The organism is Brevundimonas sp. (assembly GCF_036400995.1).
Lineage (GTDB): Bacteria > Pseudomonadota > Alphaproteobacteria > Caulobacterales > Caulobacteraceae > Brevundimonas.
In genome coordinates this window covers 69579-87906 of sequence record NZ_DASWWG010000055.1, presented here as the reverse complement: position 1 = coordinate 87906, position 18328 = coordinate 69579, and the positions used below count along the sequence as shown (strand labels likewise).

General features: G+C 70.1%; 10 protein-coding genes. 3 read left to right on the top strand and 7 right to left on the bottom strand.

Going from position 1 to position 18328, the window contains the following annotated elements:
* Positions 1–282 precede the first annotated feature (282 nt).
* Entirely contained in the window at positions 283–7176 is a 6894-nt protein-coding gene (locus VGE03_RS07805) for a putative Ig domain-containing protein (RefSeq protein ID WP_331045915.1), read from the bottom strand.
* 302 nt (positions 7177–7478) lie between these two features.
* Here VGE03_RS07805 and VGE03_RS07800 point away from each other — a divergent pair, with 302 nt between their 5' ends.
* From VGE03_RS07800 to VGE03_RS07790, 3 genes are all read left to right on the top strand, one after another.
* Positions 7479–8465, top strand: coding sequence for a helix-turn-helix domain-containing protein (locus VGE03_RS07800; protein ID WP_331045914.1), 987 nt, complete (start codon positions 7479–7481; stop codon positions 8463–8465).
* Between the two features lie 131 nt (positions 8466–8596).
* Entirely contained in the window at positions 8597–11122 is a 2526-nt protein-coding gene (locus VGE03_RS07795; RefSeq protein WP_331045913.1) for a hypothetical protein, read from the top strand.
* Positions 11095–12261: a cytochrome-c peroxidase gene (locus VGE03_RS07790; protein ID WP_331045912.1), complete on the top strand. Its 1167-nt coding sequence runs from the start codon at positions 11095–11097 to the stop codon at positions 12259–12261. The genes VGE03_RS07795 and VGE03_RS07790 overlap by 28 nt, the downstream gene beginning before the upstream one ends.
* On the opposite strand, the gene VGE03_RS07785 is transcribed toward VGE03_RS07790, so the two are convergent.
* The 6 genes from VGE03_RS07785 to VGE03_RS07760 all read right to left on the bottom strand — a co-directional run bounded on the left by VGE03_RS07785 (position 12258) and on the right by VGE03_RS07760 (position 18293).
* The gene (locus VGE03_RS07785; RefSeq protein WP_331045911.1) at positions 12258–12944 is read right to left on the bottom strand and encodes an energy transducer TonB; all 687 of its coding nucleotides are present in this window, start codon (positions 12942–12944) and stop codon (positions 12258–12260) included. The genes VGE03_RS07790 and VGE03_RS07785 overlap by 4 nt on opposite strands.
* Positions 12945–13218: 274 nt before the next feature.
* Entirely contained in the window at positions 13219–13875 is a 657-nt protein-coding gene (locus VGE03_RS07780) for an OmpW/AlkL family protein (RefSeq protein WP_414644910.1), read from the bottom strand.
* Positions 13876–14006: 131 nt separating this feature from the next.
* Complete coding sequence (gene hemN, locus VGE03_RS07775; protein ID WP_331045909.1) at positions 14007–15383, bottom strand: oxygen-independent coproporphyrinogen III oxidase; 1377 nt, start codon at positions 15381–15383, stop codon at positions 14007–14009.
* Positions 15370–15519, bottom strand: coding sequence for a cytochrome bd-I oxidase subunit CydX (gene cydX / locus VGE03_RS07770; RefSeq protein WP_331045908.1), 150 nt, complete (start codon positions 15517–15519; stop codon positions 15370–15372). The genes hemN and cydX overlap by 14 nt, the downstream gene beginning before the upstream one ends.
* Positions 15520–15539: 20 nt before the next feature.
* Positions 15540–16688: a cytochrome d ubiquinol oxidase subunit II gene (cydB, locus tag VGE03_RS07765; protein WP_331045907.1), complete on the bottom strand. Its 1149-nt coding sequence runs from the start codon at positions 16686–16688 to the stop codon at positions 15540–15542.
* A gap of 24 nt (positions 16689–16712) precedes the next feature.
* Entirely contained in the window at positions 16713–18293 is a 1581-nt protein-coding gene (locus VGE03_RS07760) for a cytochrome ubiquinol oxidase subunit I (protein WP_331045937.1), read from the bottom strand.
* Positions 18294–18328: the final 35 nt, after the last annotated feature.

Genomic DNA, 18328 nt, shown 5'->3' with positions numbered 1-18328 from the left:
TCCGATGAAATCCGTCGACAGGAACAAAACGACCCCGGAACAGCGACTTCCGGATAGATGATGCCAATTCCCGACACACAATCCAGACGGGTAGTGCAGCAAAAAAAGTGATCCGCCCCGGTCGATAGTCGACCGGTCAGCCGCAACCGGGCCCGTTGCGCGCCGCCCGGGGCTGCGGCTTGCGCCGTCCACGGAGGGGGCGGGTTCGACGGCTCCGGCAGGCGGCGGCGTGGCCCCGAAAAGATCAGGGGCCGCGGACGATGTGTCCGCGGCCCCCTGTCCTCACCATCCGAACTTGAGCCGGATTTCTCCGCCGTGGCTTGTGCCCGCGTCACCGAAGGCGCCGCGGTAGCCCAGTCCGAGGGTCATCCGCTCGCTCAGGGTCCAGTCGCCCCCGAGATCCAGACGGATCGTGTTGCGCGACCAGGCGTCCAGCGGGACCAGATAGGTCGGGCTGGCGGCCCAGTCGGCGTAACGCACGCCCTGGTCGCCCAGGTCCTCGAACTCATGCGACCACTCGATGCGGGCCGTCGGCCGCATCAGGCCCAGGGCGCGGTCCTCGATCACCCAGCGCCAGACGGCGCCGATGTTGGCGGACACGCTGTCCTGCTCGACCTCATCCCAGGCCAGGGAGGACAGGCCCGCCCCGGTCTCGGTGAAGGCGTCCAGCGTGATCGAGCGCGCATCGAGGCGGGCGTAGAACTCGCTGGTCACGGTGTCCCGCTTCACGATCCGGCCGAAGGCGGCCGACAGGAAGCGGGAGTCGCCCGAGCGATCGCCCTCGGCGAAGGCGTCCGGATCGCCGCCGATCCCGGTGGTCCAGCGCCGCGACGAGAAGTCGAGGTCGGACCAGCCGATCACGCCGTCGATGTAGAAGGCCTCGGCCGGACGCCAGCTGGCGTACAGGGCGCCGGTGAAGGCATGGGCGTTCGAGACCGAGCCCTCATTGCCGATCTTGGTCTTGTCCTCGCCGTAGCCGAGGCCGCCGCCGACGATCAGCTGGTCGTTCAGGCGCATGTCGACGCCCGCGGTCACCCCTTGCGTGGTGAAGCGGTAGTCGCGCTGCCCCTGGGCGTCCTGACGGCCCCAGTCCACCGAACCGGCGGTCCAGAAGCCGACGTCGGACCCGCGGCCTTCGCCGCCCGAGGTCGGGAGCACGCCGAGGCGGTCACCGGCGACGCCGGTACGGTCGGTCGAGACGTCACGACCGGCCCAGAGGTCCAGTCCCAGCATCTCGCGCGAGCGATCATCGGCGAGCGCGCCCGGGTCGACCCGTTCACGCTGGCCCAGTTCGCGACGCAGGGCCTCGCGGGGATCATTGTCCAGATCCGCCTGTCCGCCGAAGCCGACGTTGAAGCTGAGCCCGTTCGACGAACCGTTCACGCCGTCATGCAGGTCCTGCAGGCGACGCTGGAAGTTGTTGATCTGGGCGTCGGCGAAACGACGGGCCGAGGTGACCTGGCTGGTGGCCAGGCCGGTGACTTCCGGGTCCAGCGACGGGTCCGGACGGGCCTGGACCGTGATGGTCGCGGCGCCGTTGGTCGTCCCGAAGCTGTTGGTCAGGCTGAAGGTCACCACGGCCTGGCCGCTGAAGGCCGACGCCGGGGTGAAGGTCAGGTCCCAGGCGCCGCCGGCGCCGGCGACGGTCGCCGTGCCCGCGGTGGTCGGGCCGACCGACACCACGGCGGCGCCGGTGAAGGGCCCGCCGGTCGTATTGCTGATCCGCACCGTCACCGGCACGCCCTGCAGGGTTTCCGCCGTCAGGGCCTGTACGCCGGGCACGAGGTTCGAGGTCAGGTCGATCCGCCCGGCCGCCGACGTGCCGAACGGCAGGTCGATGACATAGTCGAGCGAGGTCGAGCCGCCGTTCGAGGCGCCCGGGGTGAAGATGATGTCCAGTCCGCTGACCGTCGCCGAACCGAAGGCCGGAGCGCGGGTGATGCGCACGGCGCTGAACGGACCGCCGACCAGCCCCGCCGTCGGCGAGATCGTCACCGAGGCGTTGGACAGGACCGAGGCCGACAGGTCCGGCGCCTTGCCCGGCACCTGGAAGGTGAAGGTGGCCGGAGCCGAGTCCCCGCCGGGGCCCGAGGCGATGACCGACACCGTGTCCGTGCCCATGAAGTTGGCCGCGGGGGTGTAGTTCAGGGTCCAGGGGTTGCCGGCCGAGCCGTCGCCGGAGATGGAGGCCGTGCCGTTCTGGCCGTCGGTTCCGATACGGATGTCGTCGGTGACGCCCGAGGTGCTGGCGCCGAGGTTGACCGTCACGGTGTTGCTGCCGCCGCCCGAGGGCGGGGTCACGACGACCGGATCGGTCGGCGGCGTGACCACCGGCGGCGGCGGGGTCGCCACCGTCAGCGACACCGTCGCCGGAGCCGAGGTCCCGCCGGGGCCCGTCGCCGTGAAGGTGAAGCTGTCCGGACCGAAGTAGCCGGCGGTCGGGGTGTAGGTGACCACATTGCCCGAGACGCTGGTCGTGCCGTGGGCCGGAGCCGAGGCGACGGCGAGGCTGCCGGACACGCCGCTGACCGAGGCGGTCAGGTCGATGGCCGTCCCGCTGCTGTTATAGCCCACCGCGACCCCCGACCGGTCGGAGACCACCGGGGCCGGAGGCGTGCTGACGGTCACCGACACCGTCGCCGGGGCCGAGGTCCCGCCGTCGTTGGTCGCCGTGTAGGTGAAGCTGTCGGCGCCGAAATAGCCGGTGTCCGGGGTGTAGACGAAGCCCAGGCCGCTGACCGACACCGCGCCGTGCGAGGGTCCGGTTCCGATCGCGACGCTGTCCGCCGTCCCGCCCGACAGGGCCGCGGCGATCGACGTGGCCGAAGCATTGTAGCCGACCGTGGCGTTGACCGCCCCCGCCACCGGCGGGTTGGGCACGGCGATCACCAGGCTGTAGGCCCGGCTGCCGGTGTAGGGACCGGCGCCGGTCGAGGAATCCCGCGCCTGGACGGTGAAGTTGAAGGTCCCGTGCACCGTCGGCGTTCCGGTCAGCTCGCCGGCGGTCGACAGGGTGATCCCCGCCGGCAGGGCGCCGGCGGTGACGCTGTAGATATAGGGAGCCGTTCCGCCCGACGCCGTCAGATCGGCGTCATAGGCGGTCCCCATCCGGCCATCGACCAGGGTCGTGGGCGCCAGGGTCACCACCGGGGCGGCGACCGTGACGTTGAAGGCCCGCGCGACGGTGAAGGGCGCGCCCGTCCCCGTCGAGCTGTCGGTGGCGGCGATGGTGAAGCTGAAGGCACCGCCCGCCGTCGGCGTGCCGGTGATCGTCCCGTCGGAAGCCAGGCTCAGCCCCGGCGGCAGAACCGTGCCGCCGTACAGGAAGTAGCTGAACGGCGCCGTCGCGCCGCCGGCCGTGATGCTGGCGGTGAAGGGCGAACCGACGCTCATGCCGGTCAGGCTGGACGGCGTCATCGTCAGGGCCGGGGCGGTGACGTTGACGGTGTAGGCGCGCGAGCCCGTGTAGGGACCGGCGCCGGTCGTGCTGTCCGTGGCCGTGATGGTGAAGTTGAACGCGCCCGCCGAGGTCGGCGTGCCGGTGATCTGGCCGTCAGCGGCCAGGCTCACGCCCGCGGGCAGCGCGCCCGTGGTGACGGCGAAGGTGTAGGGACCCACGCCGCCCGAGGCGGTGACCGTCCGCGCGCCGTCCGCCCCGATCTGGAAGCTGGGCATCGTGGCCGGGTTCACGGTGATCGTCGGCGCGCCGATGGTGATCGCGAAGGCCGCGCTGCCCGCGTAGGGGCCCGCGCCGCCCGAACTGTCGGTGGCCGTGACGGTGAAATTATAGGTCCCGCCGCCGGTCGGCGTGCCGGAGATGGTCCCGTCCGTGGCCAGCGTCAGCCCCGGCGGGAGCGATCCCGCGAGGAGGCTGAAGGTGTAGCCGGCGGTGCCGCCCGAAGCCGACAGGCTGGTGCTGTAGGCGTTGCCCGCCGTGCCGCCCGCGGGCGAACCGGAGACGACGATGTTCGGGCTGCCGACCGACAGGGTGTAGGCCTGCGCGCCCGTGTAGGTTCCGCCGCTGGTGGAATCGGTGGCCTCGACCGTGAAGCTGAAGTTGCCGCCCGCCGTCGGCGTGCCCGAGAGGACGCCGGCGGCGGTCAGCGTCAACCCGTTCGGCAGCGTCCCTGCGGAGACGCTGTAGCTGTAGGTCCCCGTGCCGCCCGAGGCGGTGAAGGTCTGGCTGTAGGCCGCGCCGACCGTCGCGCCCGGAAGCGATCCGGGGCTGACGGTGATCGTCGGCGCCAGCACGGTGATGCTGTAGGCCGCGGAGCCGGTGTAGCTGTTGCCGCTGCTGTCCGTGGCCGTGACCGTGAAGTTGTAGGTTCCGGTCGCGGTCGGCGTGCCGGAGAGGACGCCGTTCGTGTCCAGGCCCAGGCCCGGCGGAAGGGCGCCCGCCGTCACCGAATGGCTCATCGGGCCGACACCGCCGGTGGTGGTGAAGGTCTGGCCGTAGTAGCTGCCTGCCTGCGCGCCCGGCAGGGCGCCGGCGCCCGGGGACAGGATGATGGTCGGAGCCGCAATGGTCAGGGTGGCCGAGGCGGTGCTGGTGTAGCTGCCGTTGCCGCCCGAGCTGTCGGTGGCCGTGACCACGATGGTGTTGCTGGTCGCGGTCGTCGGCGTGCCGGTGATCACGCCCGAGCTGTCCATCGACAGGCCCGGCGGCAGGCCGGTGGCCGAGAAGTTGTTGTAGGGCCCGTTGCCGCCGCTCATCGTCACGGTTGAGGCGCCGGTGTTGTAGGCCTCGCCCACGGTGCCGGTGGCGGCCGGCAGGCTGACCGCGAAGACCGGATCGTCCACGGTGAGGAAGACCTGGCCGACGTTGGACGTGCCGCCCGCGTTGGTGGCGACCCAGTTGAAGACGTCGGTGCCGCGGAAGCCGACCGGCGGGGTGTAGCTCATCAGGCCGGCGCTATCGACGCTGACCGAGCCGCCGTAGGACGAGGCGCCGACCTGGTAGCCGGTCGGGCTTTCGGTCGTGTGCGGGGCCGCGCTGAAGGTCGTCGCCGTGGCCGCGCCCGAGTTGTAGGTCAGGCCGCTGATGGAGAAGGACGAGGCCACCGGGGCCGGCGGCAGGTTGATGCTCAGGATCGCGGTGGTGTTGGCGTTGTAGGGCCCGGCGCCCAGCGAGCTGTCGGTCACATTGACGGTGACGGTGAAGACGCCGTTGACCTGCGGGGAACCGCTGATGACGCCGCCGCCCGCATCGGTCAGGCCCGAGGGCAGGCCACTGATGCTGTTGACCGTATAGGTCGCCCGGCCGCCGTTGAAGGTCACCGGCGATCCGCCCGCGTTGTAGACGCGCTCGACGATCGCGGAGCCCGACGGCAGGGTCACCGAGATCGTCGGATTGCCCAGGGTGATGGTGACCGTCGCCGGAGCGGACGTGCCGCCCTGGTTGGTCGCCGTCCAGGTGAAGCTGTCGTTGGCGTTCCGGTATCCGACCGGCGGCGTATAGGTCGCGATGCCGCTGGAGTTGACGCTGACCGAGCCGCCCTGGGCCGTCGTGGCCGAGCCGACCGCGAAGCTGGTCGGGGCGTCGCCGCCGGTCAGGTACAGGCCCACGTCGATGTTCGTCGTCAGGTTCGAGCCGTCGTTATAGGCGACGATCGAGCCGTAGGTCTGCGAGCTGGAGACCGGCGCCGAGACGGCGGTGTACTGGTTGGCCGCGCCGGTGGCGCTGGTCCCGCCCACGGTCGTCACGCGCACGTTCGTCGTGCCGGCGGCCATGGCCGGCGAGGTCGCCGTGATCTGGGTGCTGCTGTTGACCGTGAAGCCCGTCGCCGCCGTGCCGCCGAAGGTCACCGCGGAGGCGGTCGCCAGGTTCGTGCCGGTGATCACCACCGTCTGCCCGCCCGACGTCGGTCCCGAGGTCGGCGACAGAGCCGTCACCGTCGGCGACCCCACATAGGTGAACTGGTCCTGCGCCGAGGTGGCGCTGGTCCCGCCGGGCGTGGTGACGGTGATGTCGTAGGTGCCCGCCGAATTGGCCGGGGAGGTCGCGGTGATCTGGGTGTTGCTGTTGATGGTGTAGGTCGCGTTCGACGCGCCGAACCTGACCGCGCCCGTGCCCGGCGCCGCGGCGAAGCCCGTGCCGGTGATGACCACCGTCGTGCCGCCGGCCGTGGGGCCCGCGTTCGGCGAGACCGCGTTCACCGTCGGGGCCACGACATAGGTGTACTGGTCCGCGGCGCTGGTCGCGCTGGTCCCGCCCGCCGTGGTGACGCGGATATCCACCGTGCCCGGCGCCCCGGCCGGAGCCGTCGCGGTGATCTGGGTGGCGCCGTTGACGGTGTAGCCCGTCGCCGCCGTGCCGCCGAATGTCACGGCCGTGGCGTTGGAGAAGTTCGTGCCGGTGATGATGACCGTCTGGCCCCCGCCGGTCGGCCCGGCGGTCGGCGACACGGCGGTCACCATCGGCGGGTCGATAAAGGTATAGCCGGTCGTGGCCGTGCCGCCGGGCGTGGTCAGCGCCACGACGATCGCGCCCGCCGCGTGGGCCGGCGTCGTGAAGGTGGCCGAAGTAGCGCTCAGCGCGGACGGCGTCACCGTCGAGCCGTCGACGGTGATGGTCCCGCCGGTGAAGTTCGTGCCGGTCAGGGTCACGCTCGTCCCGCCCGCCGTCGGCCCTTCGTCCGGGCTGATGCTGCTGATCGTGGGCGCCGCCGAAGCGCAGGTCGCCGTCATCGAGATCGTGCCGGTCGCGCTGCCGGTCTGCTGCAGACGGGCGTCGAGCGCATATTCCGTGGCCGGGAGCGTGTAGGAGAAGGAGCCGGTGCTCTCGACGTACTGGATCTGGCTGCCCACCGTACTGGAGGTGAGGCCACGATAGAACGAGCCCCGCAGCACGCCGGCCGAGGCGTTGACGGTCACCGAGATGGTGATCGTCTCACCCGCCGTATGCGCGTAGGTCGCGCCCCCGCCGTACCACCGCGCCGCCGCCGGACCGGTCCAGGAGGGGGTGATAATGCCGTTGAAGTTGCTGCTGCCGATGGTCTCCCGGGAGTCGGTCGCGGTCACCGCGCCGTTCAGATAGGTCGCGGTCTGGTTGAAGGCGCCGGCGTTGACGGCGTCGCACAGGGGCGAGGCGAGCGCGAGGCCCGGGCTCAGGAGCGCGACCAGCAGGCCGACCGCCGCCGTCTTCAGGCCGCGACGCCCGACCGTCAGCGCCCACAAGACGGCCAGGCCTCCCTGCACCGCTTGCGCAGCAGACAGCCCGCGACCGGCGACGGCACGCACCAGATTCAGCATAGGTCTCACCCCCGCGGCTCCCACGCCGCACCTTGACATTATCGTCGCACCGTCCCGGCGAGTCATTGTCTGGGTGTTCAGCAAACTTGACTGTTTGTTCGCCTATTGCGAGCAATGCGCAGCAAGAAACCGCCGTTTCCCGAAAGGATCGGGACGCGAGCGGCCGGACGGGACGAGCGAGGGAGGGCGACATTCACGGGACGACGCGCCTTCCGAGGGATGTCTGGGTGCTGGACGCCGCCGAACAGGCGGACGCCGCCGCCCTGTATCGTCGCGCCTGCGCGCACCTGTTCGAGATCACCCTGCTCTCCCCCGTCGATCGCTTCCGCAACCGGCTGGAGGGCTACAACCTCGACGGCGTGGTGTTCGGCTCCTGCGAGGGCGTCGCCCAGAGGTTCAGGAGGGATCAACGCCACATCTCGGCGGACGGCAGCGACGCGATCCAGGCCGTGCTGGTGCTGGAGAGCGAGGGCTGGCGCGCCGACTACGACGGACGCCTGGCCGATGACGGGATGGGCTCGATCCGCCTGGTCGACATGGCGCGTCCGTTTGACCTGACGACCGGCGCCTTCCGTACACTGAACATCATGCTGCCCCGCACGTTGCTGGGCGACGCCGGACGTCGCGACCTGCACGGGCTGATCATCAGCGAGGACAGCGCGTCCGGCCATCTGCTGGGCGCCCATCTGCGCAAGATGTGGGAGTATTCCGACACGGTGACGGCGGCCGAGGCGGCGGGCATCGTCACGGCCGCGGCGGGCCTGATCGCCTCGACGATCGCCGCCCACGCCGTCCAGGCCGGCCCCGCCGCGCCGCTGTCGGAACGGTCCCTGCTGGCCGCCGCGAGAGCGCTCGTCGATGACCATCTGGACGATCCGGACCTGACGCCGGCGATCCTGCTGGCGCGGCTGAAGGTGTCTCGCGGACAGCTGTACCGGGCCCTGACCCCGGCCGGCGGCGTGGCGAGCTTCATCCAGACCCGGCGGCTCGACCGCGCCTTCGACGCCATTGTCGGCGACCCCGAGGAACGCCGCACCCTGGGCGAGATCGGCTATGCCCACGGCTTCCGGTCGGACGCCCATTTCAACCGCGTCTTCCGCGCCCGCTTCGGCGTGCCGCCGGGCCGTCTTCGCGGCCGGGGCGGACCGGCGCCCGCCGGCATCAGCGTCATCGAGCGACCGGACGACGTCTGGACCTGGCTCAGGTCGGTCTGACCCCTTCCCGTCGGTTCACCGGGGGTGCGACGATGCTGTCGCCAAGTTTGATATTGATAACGAGTTGCACAAGCAACTGAACAGGGATAACGCAGCGCCCTTCGGATCAAACGGGGTGCAGTGCCATGTCCATGCGTCATCTTCTTTCGTCAGCGGCGGCGACCGCCCTGCTGGCCCATGCCGGGTTCGCCGCGGCGCAGGACGCGCAACAGGCGACCCAACCGGTTCCGACCGTGGTCGTGGATGACAGCACCAACGCCCCGCCCCCCGCGCCGGTCTATGGCCGCGGCGGCGAGTCGGGGACGACCTCACTGAACCGTGAGGCGGTGCAGGACCGCGCCCCGGGCTCGGGCGATGTGAACAGCCTGCTGCGCATCCTGCCGACCGCCCAGTTCAGCAACTCGGCCGGCAATGCGACGCGCGATGACCTGCAGGACCTGCGGCCTGAGACCCTGTCCATCTCGGGCGGGTCCATCAACGACAACCTGTTCGTGCTCGACGGCGTCGGGGTGAATTCCTACGCCTATGACGAGGACGCCAACCCCGGCGACTTCACCGGCGCGGGCGTGGCCGCCGCCTCGGCCCAGACCCACTGGGTCGACTCCAGCCTGGTCGGCGAGCTGACGGTGCGGGATTCGAACATCTCGGCCCGCTACGGCGACTTCCAGGGCGGGGTGGTGGAGATCACCACCCGGGCGCCGGCCCACACCTTCGGCTTCCAGAGCTACTACGGCCTGACCAGCGACGGCATGGCCGAATACCGGATGTCGGACCTGGCCCGCGAGGAACTCGGTTCGACCGCCCCGCCCGCGACGCCGCAGTTCGAGAAGGAGCGGTTCGGCTTCAACGTCGACCTGCCGGTCAACGAACGCCTGCGCCTGCTGGCGGGCTACAACCAGACCAACGCCACGGTCACCAACTTCCCGGGCAACAACTACACGGCCTGGGGCTCGTGGGGGCAGCGCAGCCGGTCGGAGAACTACCTGCTGAAGGGCGAGTACGACCTCACCGACGCGATCCAGCTGACCGGCCAGATCGCCTACAGCCCCTATGAGAGCGAGGCGCGCCAGACCAACACCGCCTACGACAACCTGATCACCTCGAACGGCGGCGGCGTGACCGCCCGGATCGGTCTGGACGGCGAGCGGGGCAATGCGGCCTGGAGCCTGGACCTGAGCCACGCCGACACCGACAACGACCGCGACGCCCCCTGGGGCACCTACAACATCTCCAGCTCGGCGCCCGGCATGACCGGCTGCTCGACCGGTTCGAGCTGCACCATCGGCGCCGCCGGCGACTTCTACCAGGACCAGCAGGTCACCACCCTGAAGGGCCAGTGGGAGCAGCCGCTGGGCTTCGGCAACCTGGCCGCCGGGTTCGAGGTCTCGCACATCGAAGCGCACCGCGAGCGCCCGCAGGAGCTGATCTCGCACCTGACCACCAACAGCAACGTCAACACGGTCTGCACCACGGGCGAGAGCCTGGCCTGCCGCAACGGCGCCTACGCCCTGACCACCCAGCTGCGCTACGGCGCCTTCGACGCCAACGCCGGGATCGAGTCCTACGCCCTGTGGGGGGAGTACGAGTTCCAGCTGGCCGGCTTCGATGTCCGCGCGGGCCTGCGCTACGACCACGAGAGCTTCCTGGACAACCACAACATCTCGCCGCGCCTGTCGGTGTCGCGCGACCTGCCGTGGGCCGGGATCAATGTCACGGCGGGGATCAACCGCTACTACAACCGCAGCTTCGTCGGTTACGCCCTGCGCGAGGGCTCGGGCGTGACCCGCACCTACAGCCGCACCCCGACCATCGTCGGGACCGAGCGCCGCTGGAGCGACAACTGGGTCCTGACCAACCACACCGACAGCACCCGCTACTCGGGGCTGGATCTGGACACCCCCTATTCGGACGAGGCGACGCTGGCGCTGACGGGCCCGATGGCGTGGATCGGCGGCGAGTACCGGATCAAGGGCGTGCTGCGCGAGGGCCGCGACCAGATCTCCCGCTCGGCCCGCTTCACCGAGATCTATGACCGCGAAACCGGGACGACCGCGACGCGCACCGTCTACTACGCCACCAATGACGGCGAGCGCAGCTACCAGGGCCTGTCGCTGGAATACAGCCGCCCGATCGGCGCCGATCACACCGTGACCCTGAGCACCAATTTCTCGCACACCGACGCGACCAACATCGGCCTGTTCGACATGGCGGACGAGGTCGAGCTGTCCGGCCGCATGGTCTACTACCAGGGCGAGGTCGTCGACATGCTGCAGGCGCTGTCGGACAACCAGCTCGAGGACTACGCCTCGCCGTTCATCGTCAACGCCGACTGGAGCGCGCGCTGGCTGGACGGGCGGGTCCGCACCAACGTCAACGCCCGCTATCGCCAGGGTGTGGAGCTGGTCACCGACACCGGCGTGAACATCAACGTCGGCGGCACGAGCTACGACGTCTATGACAAGGTCGACCTGTCGGACTCGGTGGACGTGAACCTGGGCGTCGAGGCCGAGGTGGTGCGCACCAGCTACGGCACGGTCAGCGTGGACGCGCGGATCAACAATGTGTTCAACACGGTCCTGAACGAGGACTACCTCTCCACGACGCAGCCCTATCAGCTGGGCCGCAATGCATGGGTGTCGGTGAAATTCCGCTACTGAGACACATCTCCCGGCGCGCCGTTCCGGCCGCCCTCGTCCTCGCGGTCGGCCTGATCGCGGGGGCTTGGGCGTTCGACGGCGTGCGCGCGCAGGACAGCGCCGCGCCGGTGCGCGTCGTCCTGCCGGCGAACCCGACGGACGAGGACCTGCGCGCGGCCTACGCCGGGGCGCCGGAGACCTGGCCCGCGCCGGTGCTGAGAACCGGCGCCGAATTCACCGAATTCGGCGCCCTGCCCCCGGCGCCCGCGCCGGCGGACAATCCGACCACGCCCGAGAAGGCCGCCCTGGGCCGTCGCCTGTTCGACGATCCGCGCCTGTCGGCCTCGGGCCAGATCGCCTGCGCCTCGTGCCACGCGCAGGAGCTGGGCTTCGCCGACGGCCTGCGCACCTCCTTCGGCCATGACCGCCAGAGGGGACGCCGCAACTCGCCGTCGGTGGCGCCGGCCGCCTGGCTGCCGACCCTGTTCTGGGACGGTCGCGCCGGGACGCTGGAGGCCCAGAGCCTGCACCCGATCGTCGATCCGCTGGAAATGGCCGGAGCCCTGCCCGAGATCGAGGCGCGCATCGCCGCCGATCCCTCATATGCAGAGGGCTTCCGCGCGGCCTTCGGAGACGGGACGGTCACCGTCGATCGCATCGCCAAGGCGCTGGCGGCGTTCCAACGCAGCCTGCGGCCCGGTCAGGCGCGCTGGCGGCGTTTCATCGGCGGCGACCGCCGGGCATTGAACGACCAGCAGCTGCGCGGCCTGCACATCTTCCGCACCAAGGCCGCCTGCGCCAGCTGTCACAGCGGGCCGGTGTTCAGCGACGGCCGCTTCCACAACCTCGGCCTGACCTTCTACGGCCGCGAGCGTGAGGATCTGGGCCGCTATGAGGTGACCGGGCTGGCGGGCGATGTCGGCGCGTTCCGGACCCCCAGCCTGCTGGGTGCGTCACGCACCGGACCGTGGATGCACAACGGCCTGTTCCCGCTGATGGAGGGGGTGGTCCGCTTCTACAACGCCGGGGGCGCCCATCCGCGTCCGCAACCCGGACAGGAGAACGATCCCCTGTTCCCGAAGACGGACCCGATGCTGGAGCCGCTGAACCTGACCAATGACGAGATCGACGACCTCGTCGCCTTCCTCGAGGCGCTCTAGCCGCCCGGCCGGGCCCGGTAGTCGATGTTCACCGTGAACTCGCGGCGGACCCAGCGGACGCCCGCGCCGGGACGCGGGAACGGCTGGGTGGCCAGGATCTGGTCCATGGCCGAGCGATCGAGCGCGCGGACGCCGCTGGACCGGGCCAGCCGCAGGCCGTGCACCCGCCCCTGACGGTCCAGCCGGAAGGTGACGGTGACCACGCCCTGCGCGCCGCCGGGGTGGCGCTTGTGGCGTTCGATCCAGGCCAGGACCTGCGCGGCGTAGAGATCGGTGTCGGCCGCGGCGGCGGCGCCCAGCGCCTGCCCGCCCCCGCCCTGGGTCGCGCCGGCGACCGAGTTGTCGGTCGAGGCCCGGCCGGAGCCCGCGCCGTCCGGCGCCTGGGCCGCGCCCTGCTGTTCTCCCGGCTCCCGCGCATCCCTCGCCCGGGGCGTGGGCTCGGCCACGCGGCTCGGTAGCGGCAGGGTCAGGTCGGACGGGAGGGGCGCCGGCGTTTCACGCAGGCGCAGCGGAGACACCACCGGCGCCGACTGCGCCTGCGCCCGCGCGGCGGATTCTGCGGTCGAGGCCGCGGCGGGCGGCGTCTCGGAATCGAAGCGAGGCGACGGCTCCAGGGTCAGGTTGATGACCGGGGCCGCGCCGCCGTCAGGCGTCGGGGTCGCCTGCAGTCCTACCAGCGCCATCACCCCCGCATGCGCCGCCGCCGCGAGCGCATAGGCCGCAACACGCCCCGCCGACGCCGCGCGAGGCCGGCGTGTCTCCGGTCGCTCCGGAGGCGGTGTCGTGAAGGGGATCGCCGTCATGCCTATCTCGCGGCTGGCGCGGGGCGGACGGGTCGGAGGGCGGCGCGGTCGAGCATCTCGCCTCAATACCGATAATCACTCGCAATCTCCAGCCGCGAGACGGACAGGCCAAAGGAAAGCCGGGCCCGCACGACGCAGGCCCGGCCCGGTCATGTCAGAACTTCCGGCTGACCCCGACCGACACCACCCACGGGTCGAGATTGACGTCGCTCTCCAGCGCCCCGCCGTTGATCTCGGCGTCGGTGTTGAACCAGACCTTCTTGACGTCGACGTTGAGGCTCCACGGCCCCTGGATGCCGATGTCCGCACCCGCCTGCAGGGCGTAGCCGAAGCCGTCGTCCAGATCGACGGTGAAGCCGTTCCGGTCATCGCCGCTGTAGAACAGCATGTAGTTGACGCCCGCGCCGACATAGGGGCTGACCCGGCCGCCGGTCAGGGGCCGGTACTGCAGGGTGACCACCGGCGGCAGGACCCAGGTCTCGTGCACGGCGACATCGGTTCCGGCGCCCTTGGCGCGGATCTCGTGCTGGGTCGTGCCGAGAATGGCCTCGACCGCCAGATGGTCGGTCAGGAAGTAAGTAAAGCCGAGGGTCGGCATCACGCTGTCGCCGACGTCCACATGCAGGCCGCTGTCGGCGCCGGCGCTGGTCATGATGGCGTCGTCGGCGCCGCTGAAGACATCCGTGACGCGGCCGGTGACCAGCCAGTCGCCCTTGCGCGGGGCTTCCCAGGCGGTTGCGGTCTGGGCCATCGCCGGGACAGCGAAGGCGGTCGCCGCAGCGGCGGCGAGGATCAGGGTGCGGGTGTTCATCTCAGTCATCCCCGACGCCCGGGGCCGCCTCATGCGACCGGTTGCGAGCGTCTTGAAAGAGGGATGAGCCACCTTGACCGGCGCGGCCTTGATCCAGCGCAAACCCTTGAAGGGTAGGACAATCTGTCCAGTCAGATGACCTTGGCGTGCCGCTGCTGGATCCGCGCCGCGTCGGGATCGAAGGTGGCGCAAACCGCGCGCACGAACGGGCGCCCCGCGGGAGTGACGACCACCCTGCCCTCGCTCACCTCGACCAGGCCATCCCGTCGGAACCGGCGCAGCAGCGGCCAGGCTCCCGCGACCTCGGCCAGATCGCGGCCGCACTGTTCGGCGACGCCCGGCACATCGACGGCGAAGTCGCACATGAGCCGCTCGATGATCTCGCCGATGAAGGCGTCCCGCCCGGTCAGGGCGACGCCGCGCGCGACCGGCAGCTCGCCCCGCTCGACCGCCGCGCGCCATTCTCGCTCAAGCGTGTGGTTCTGGGCGTAGCCGCCCGGCGCGTGGCTGATCGCGGACGCGCCCAGACCGATCAGCACCTCGGCCTCGTCGGTCGTGTAGCCCTGGAAGTTGCGACGCAGCCTTCCGGCCCGATCCGCCGCGGCCAGCGCGTCATGCGGCAGGGCGAAATGGTCCAGACCCACGGCCCGCCAGCCCTTTGCGGTCAGATACCGGGCCGCGGCCTGGCTCTGGGCGAAACGGGTCTCCGCATCCGGCAGGTCCCCGTCATGGATCAGCTTCTGATGGGGCTTCATCCACGGGACATGAGCGTAGCCGAACAGGGCGATGCGCTCGGGCCTCAGCGTCGTGACGAGCCCGAGGGTGCTGACGACATGTTCGATGGTCTGCCGGGGCAGGCCGTACATCAGGTCCAGATTGACCGACGCGACGCCCTGCGCCCGCAGGGCTTCTAACGCCCACTGGATGGTCTCGAACCGCTCCGGGCGGTTCACGGCCGCCTGCACCTCGGGCGACAGATCCTGGACCCCGAGGCTGGCGCGGCTGAGGCCGATGCGTCCGGCGGCCTCGATCCAGTCCTGCGTCAGGACCTCGGGGTCCAGCTCGGCCGCGACCTCGAAGCAGTCGCTCAGGTCGAAACGGGCGGCCAGACCGGCGTACAGCCGCTCCAGATCGGCCGGCGGCAACATATTGGGCGTCCCGCCGCCGAAATGGATGGAGCCGACGCGCGGGCGCCGCCCCATCCGCGCCACCACCAGATCGGCCTCGCGCAGCAGCAGGTCGACGTAGCTGGTGATGACGCTTTCGCGGTTCACCGCCCGGGTGTTGCAGCCGCAGTACCAGCACAGCCGCTTGCAGAAGGGGATGTGCAGATAGAGGGAGACCGCGCGTCCGGGGTCGGCGGCGTCCAGCCAGCGGCCCCAGTCCCCGGCGCCGACGGCGGGCGTGAACTGCGCCGCCGTCGGATAGGAGGTGTAGCGCGGGGCGTGGGCGTCGTAGCGCTCGATCAGCTCCCGCGTGGTCAGGCCCGTCGGACTAGAGGGGAACATCGCCCTCTTTCGACGCATCTGGAGTGGACAGGCCGCTGTCGCCCTCATCGAACAGGTGGAACTCATGCCACAGGCCGTTCAGCACGCCGAACGCCACCGCCAGACCGAGGCCAAGGATCCAGGCAAAATACCACATGGGTCAGAACTCCTCCGGTCTCAGTAAAGGTCAGGGTTGGTCTTGAGCGCCGTGGTCGTGCTCCGCCCCCACAGCACCTTGTAGACCCAGGCGGTGTAGGCGAGGACGAGCGGCAGGAAGATCACCGTGCAGATCAGCATGATGAACAGCGTCAGGTGGCTGGACGACGCGTTCCAGACTGTCAGGCTGGATTGCGGGTGGATCGAGCTGGGCAGGATGAAGGGGAACATCGACAGGCCCACGGTCGAGATGATCCCGACCGCCGAGGCCGACGATCCGCCGAAGGCCAGCGGCGCGGACCGGCGCCACATCCCGGCCAGACCGGCCAGCGCGCCGAGGAAGCCCAACGCCGGGGCGATCAGCATCCACGGATAGCGGCCGTAGTTGTCCAGCCAGGCGCCCGGCGCGGCCTCGACCGTCGTGCGCAGCGGGTTGGAGAAGCCGTTGGGGTCCAGCGCGCCGCTGATGCGGTAGCCCATGTCGCCGAAGGCGATGAACAGGCCGCCGACCGCGAACAGCACCAGCGCCAGGACGCCGGCGATCGTGCCGTACAGGCGGGCGCGCTCCAGCACGGGTCCCGGCTCGGCCTTGACCGACAACCAGGCGGCGCCGTGCAGGACCAGCATGCAGACCGACAGCAGGCCGGCGACCAGGCTGAACGGGGTGAACAGGCCCAGCAGGCTGCCGTCATAGAAGCTGCGCAGGTCGGCATCGAGGTGGAAGGGCGCGCCCAGCAGGACGTTGCCGACCGCCACGCCGAAGACCAGCGCGGGGACGAAGCCGCCGATGAACAGGCCCCAGTCCCACATCGTGCGCCAGCCCTTCGAGGCCCGCTTCGAGCGGTATTTGAACGAGACAGGCCGCAGGATCAGGGCCGACAGCACCAGGAACATGGCCAGGTAGAAGCCGGAGAAGCTGACGGCGTAGACGAAGGGCCAGGCGGCGAAGATCGCGCCGCCGCCGAGGATGAACCACACCTGGTTGCCCTCCCAGGTGGCGCCGACGGTGTTGATCACCATGCGGCGCTCTTCATCGGTCTTGGCGACGAAGGGCAGAAGGGCGCCGACGCCGAGATCGAACCCGTCCGTCAGGGCGAAGGCAATCAGCAGCACGCCCAGCAGTCCCCACCAGATCAGGCGGAGCGTGGCGAAGTCGATAGGAAGTTCCATGATCGGATGTCCTGAAGGTCTGGGTCAGGCCACGGCCGGCGCGGGAGCGCGGTCGCCGGGCTGATCGGGGTCGGCTTCGCCGAACGTCTCCTGTTCGTGGAACGGCCCCTTCTTGATGGCGTGGAGCATCAGCCGCACCTCGACGACGGCGAGGGCGCCGTACAGGACGGTGAAGCCGACAATGGTGGCCCACAGTTGCGGGACGGTCAGGCTGGACGCGCCGAGGAAGGTCGGCAGGACGCCTTCCACCGCCCACGGCTGGCGACCGAACTCGGCCAGGATCCAGCCGAACTCGATGGCGACCCACGGGAGGGGGATGGCCAGAACCGCGAGCCGGAGGAACCACTTCGTCTGGTGCTTGCGCAGGGTGCACAGCACGAAGGCCGTGGCGAACATGGCGATCAGGAACATCCCGACACCCGCCATCACGCGGAAGCTCCAGAACAGGACCGGCACGTTCGGCACGGTCTCCCAGGCGGTCTGCCGGATCAGCTCGGGCGAGGCCTGACGAGGGTCGGCGACATGTCGCTTGAGCAGCAGGCCGTAGCCCAGGTCGCGACGGTGGGTCTCGAACACGCCGCGCGCGGCCTTGTCCTGCGGATTGGCCTTCACCTTCTGCAGGGCGTCATAGGCGATCACGCCGGACTCGATCCGCGTCTCGGCGGTGGCGACCAGCTCGAAGATGCCCTCGACCGGCTTGTCGATGGTGCGGGTGGCGATCAGCCCCATGACCCACGGCACGTGGACGCCATAGTGGGTCTCGCGGTCCTTCATGCTGGGGATGCCGATCAGGGTCAGGCCGGCCGGCGCGGGTTCGGTGCGCCACATGGCCTCGAGGGCCGCCAGCTTCATTTTCTGGTTGTCGGTCAGGGCATAGCCGGACTGGTCGCCCAGCACGACGACGGAGAGGGAGGAGGCCAGGCCGAAGGCGGCGGCGACGGTCATCGAGCGCTTGGCGAAACCGACGTGCTTGCCCTTCAGCAGGTAGAAGGCCGAGACGCCCAGCACGAAGACCGAGGCGCAGACATAGCCGGCGCTGACGGTGTGCACGAACTTGGCCTGGGCCACCGGGTTGAACAGCACGGCCATGAAGTCCGTGACTTCCATCCGCATCGTGTCCGGATTGAACGCCGCGCCGACCGGGTTCTGCATCCAGCCGTTGGCGATGAGGATCCACAGGGCCGACAGATTGGTGCCCAGCGCGACCATGAAAGTGACGAACAGGTGCGCGTGTGGCTTCAGCTTGTCCCAGCCGAAGAACATCAGCCCGACGAAGGTGGCCTCGAGGAAGAAGGCCATCAGTCCCTCGATGGCCAGCGGGGCCCCGAAGATGTCGCCGACGTAGTGGCTGTAATAGCTCCAGTTCATGCCGAACTGGAATTCCATGGTGATGCCGGTGGCCACGCCGAGCACGAAATTGATGCCGAACAGCACGCCCCAGAAGCGGGTGATGGTCCGCCAGATCGGCCGGCGGGTCATCACGTAGATCGACTCCATGATGACCAGCATGAACGACAGCCCCAGGGTCAGGGGCACGAACAGGAAGTGATAAAGGGCTGTCAGCGCGAACTGCAGCCGGGAGAGGTCGACGACCGCCAGGTCGATCATGGCATTGCTCCAGCGCACCGGGCACGACGACC